The sequence below is a fragment of the Rhodococcus sp. 05-2254-2 genome (assembly GCF_002259095.1).
Lineage (GTDB): Bacteria > Actinomycetota > Actinomycetes > Mycobacteriales > Mycobacteriaceae > Rhodococcoides.
This window is the reverse complement of the sequence record NZ_NOZJ01000012.1, coordinates 1-3,479: the sequence shown is the minus strand read 5'-3', so window position 1 is coordinate 3,479 and position 3,479 is coordinate 1. Positions and strand designations below refer to the sequence as shown.

The 3,479-nt window shown below is 55.3% G+C and carries 2 rRNA genes; both read left to right on the top strand.

What is annotated here, in order from left to right:
* The first annotated feature begins 45 nt into the window (after nucleotides 1-45).
* Nucleotides 46-3,200: ribosomal RNA gene (locus CH283_RS18045) — 23S ribosomal RNA — on the top strand.
* A 160-nt stretch (nucleotides 3,201-3,360) separates the two neighbouring features.
* Nucleotides 3,361-3,477 (top strand): 5S ribosomal RNA (gene rrf, locus CH283_RS18040).
* Nucleotides 3,478-3,479: the final 2 nt, after the last annotated feature.

The following is a 3,479-nucleotide window of genomic DNA, read 5'->3' as shown; positions in this document are numbered from 1 at the left end:
TGTGTGTGTTGTTTGAGAATTGCACAGTGGACGCGAGCATCTTTGTTGTAAGTAATGAAGAGCGTACGGTGGATGCCTTGGCACCAGGAGCCGATGAAGGACGTAGGAGGCTGCGATAAGCCTCGGGGAGCTGTCAACCGAGCTGTGATCCGAGGGTGTCCGAATGGGGAAACCCAGCACGAGTGATGTCGTGTTACCTGCACCTGAATATATAGGGTGTGTGGAGGGAACGTGGGGAAGTGAAACATCTCAGTACCCACAGGAAGAGAAAACAACAGTGATTCCGTGAGTAGTGGCGAGCGAAAGCGGATGAGGCCAAACTTTGTGCGTGTGATACCCGGCAGGGGTTGCGTATGGAGGGTTGTGGGGTTTGCATTGTCGATTCTGCCGGATCGGCCGACAGTGAGAAATTGTGGTGTTAGTCGAAGTGGTCTGGAACGGCCTGTCGTAGAGGGTGAGAGTCCCGTAGACGAAAACACTGCAACTGTCGTTGCGAATACCCAAGTAGCAGCGGGCCCGTGAAATCTGCTGTGAATCTGTCGGGACCACCCGATAAGCCTGAATACTCCCTGGTGACCGATAGCGGACTAGTACCGTGAGGGAAAGGTGAAAAGTACCCCGGGAGGGGAGTGAAATAGTACCTGAAACCGTGCGCTTACAATCCGTCAAAGCTGGTGAACAGTTTACTGTTGCTGGTGATGGCGTGCCTTTTGAAGAATGAGCCTGCGAGTTAGTGGCATGTCGCGAGGTTAACCCGTGTGGGGTAGCCGTAGCGAAAGCGAGTCCGAATAGGGCGTATCACCGCAAGGTGTGTAGTGGCGTGTTCTAGACCCGAAGCGGAGTGATCTACCCATGGCCAGGTTGAAGCGACGGTAAGACGTCGTGGAGGACCGAACCCACTTAGGTTGAAAACTGAGGGGATGAGTTGTGGGTAGGGGTGAAAGGCCAATCAAACTCCGTGATAGCTGGTTCTCCCCGAAATGCATTTAGGTGCAGCGTCACGTGTTTCTCGCCGGAGGTAGAGCTACTGGATGGTCTAGGGGGCCTACAAGCTTACCGAAATCAGCCAAACTCCGAATGCCGGTGAGTGAGAGCGTGGCAGTGAGACTGCGGGCGATAAGGTTCGTAGTCGAGAGGGAAACAGCCCAGATCGCCAGCTAAGGTCCCTAAGCGTGTACTAAGTGGAAAAGGATGTGGGGTCGCGAAGACAACCAGGAGGTTGGCTTAGAAGCAGCCACCCTTGAAAGAGTGCGTAATAGCTCACTGGTCAAGTGATCCTGCGCCGACAATGTAGCGGGGCTCAAGTACACCACCGAAGCTGCGGCACTCACACAACAGCCCCATGCAAGTCTGCGGATTTGTGTGCAGGTGTGTGGGTGGGTAGGGGAGCGTCGTGCAGCCATGGAAGCATCGGAGTGATCCAGGTGTGGAGGCTGCGCGAGTGAGAATGCAGGCATGAGTAGCGAAAGACGAGTGAGAAACTCGTCCGCCGAATGACCAAGGGTTCCTGGGCCAGGTTAATCCGCCCAGGGTGAGTCGGGACCTAAGACGAGGCCGACAGGCGTAGCCGATGGACAACGGGTTGATATTCCCGTACCCGTGTAACCGCGCCCATGGTGAATCAGTGACACTAACCACCCTGAATCTCGTTGATCGTGTGCCTTCGGGTACATCGACTGCGGGTGGATGCGTGGGACCTGATCTGGTAGTAGCCAAGCGATGGGGTGACGCAGGAAGGTAGCTGGGCCAGTCAGTGGTTGTACTGGTGTAAGCCTGTAGGGCGAACGGTAGGCAAATCCGCCGTTCATCAAGCCTGAGAGGTGATGCGTAGCCGATTGAGGCGAATTCAGTGATCCTATGCTGCCGAGAAAAGCCTCTAGTGAGTTGTTACACGGCCCGTACCCCAAACCGACACAGGTGGTCAGGTAGAGAATACTAAGGCGATCGAGATAACTATGGTTAAGGAACTCGGCAAAATGCCCCCGTAACTTCGGGAGAAGGGGGGCCTCGTCCGGTGATCACTCTTGCAGTGTGAGCTGGGTGGGGCCGCAGAGACCAGTGAGAAGCGACTGTTTACTAAAAACACAGGTCCGTGCGAAGTCGTAAGACGATGTATACGGACTGACGCCTGCCCGGTGCTGGAAGGTTAAGAGGACCGGTTAGCTCGTAAGAGCGAAGCTGAGAATTTAAGCCCCAGTAAACGGCGGTGGTAACTATAACCATCCTAAGGTAGCGAAATTCCTTGTCGGGTAAGTTCCGACCTGCACGAATGGCGTAACGACTTCTCAGCTGTCTCAACCATAGACTCGGCGAAATTGCATTACGAGTAAAGATGCTCGTTACGCGCGGCAGGACGAAAAGACCCCGGGACCTTCACTACAGCTTGGTATTGGTGTTCGGTTCGGTTTGTGTAGGATAGGTGGGAGACTGTGAAGCGGTGACGCCAGTTACTGTGGAGTCGTTGTTGAAATACCACTCTGATCGTATTGGATACCTCAACCTCGGACCATGATCTGGTTCAGGGACAGTGCCTGGTGGGTAGTTTAACTGGGGCGGTTGCCTCCTAAAATGTAACGGAGGCGCCCAAAGGTTCCCTCAGCCTGGTTGGCAATCAGGTGTCGAGTGCAAGTGCACAAGGGAGCTTGACTGTGAGACTGACAAGTCGAGCAGGGACGAAAGTCGGGACTAGTGATCCGGCACCGGCAAGTGGAAGCGGTGTCGCTCAACGGATAAAAGGTACCCCGGGGATAACAGGCTGATCTTCCCCAAGAGTCCATATCGACGGGATGGTTTGGCACCTCGATGTCGGCTCGTCGCATCCTGGGGCTGGAGTAGGTCCCAAGGGTTGGGCTGTTCGCCCATTAAAGCGGCACGCGAGCTGGGTTTAGAACGTCGTGAGACAGTTCGGTCTCTATCCGCCGCGCGCGTAAGAAACTTGAGGAAGGCTGTCCCTAGTACGAGAGGACCGGGACGGACGAACCTCTGGTGTGCCAGTTGTTCCACCAGGAGCACCGCTGGTTGGCTACGTTCGGAAGGGATAACCGCTGAAAGCATCTAAGCGGGAAGCCTGTTCCAAGATGAGGTTTCTCACCCCCTCGAGGGGGTAAGGCCCCCGGCAGACCACCGGGTTGATAGGCCAGAACTGGAAGTCGGGTAACCGATGCAGGTGACTGGTACTAATAGGCCGAGGACTTACCACAAAGAAGCTACGCGTCCACTGTGCAATATCTGAAACAACACACGAGTAGTTGTTCAGTCACACAACCGAATACAGGTCCAAGAACGAAACACCACCCCCAACCAGTATGTGGGGGATGTGTTCTCCGACTGAGACCGCTCGTGATATCTGTTTCGCAGAGTTACGGCGGCCATAGCGGAGGGGAAACGCCCGGTCCCATTCCGAACCCGGAAGCTAAGCCCTCCAGCGCCGATGGTACTGCACTCGACAGGGTGTGGGAGAGTAGGACACCGCCGAACAC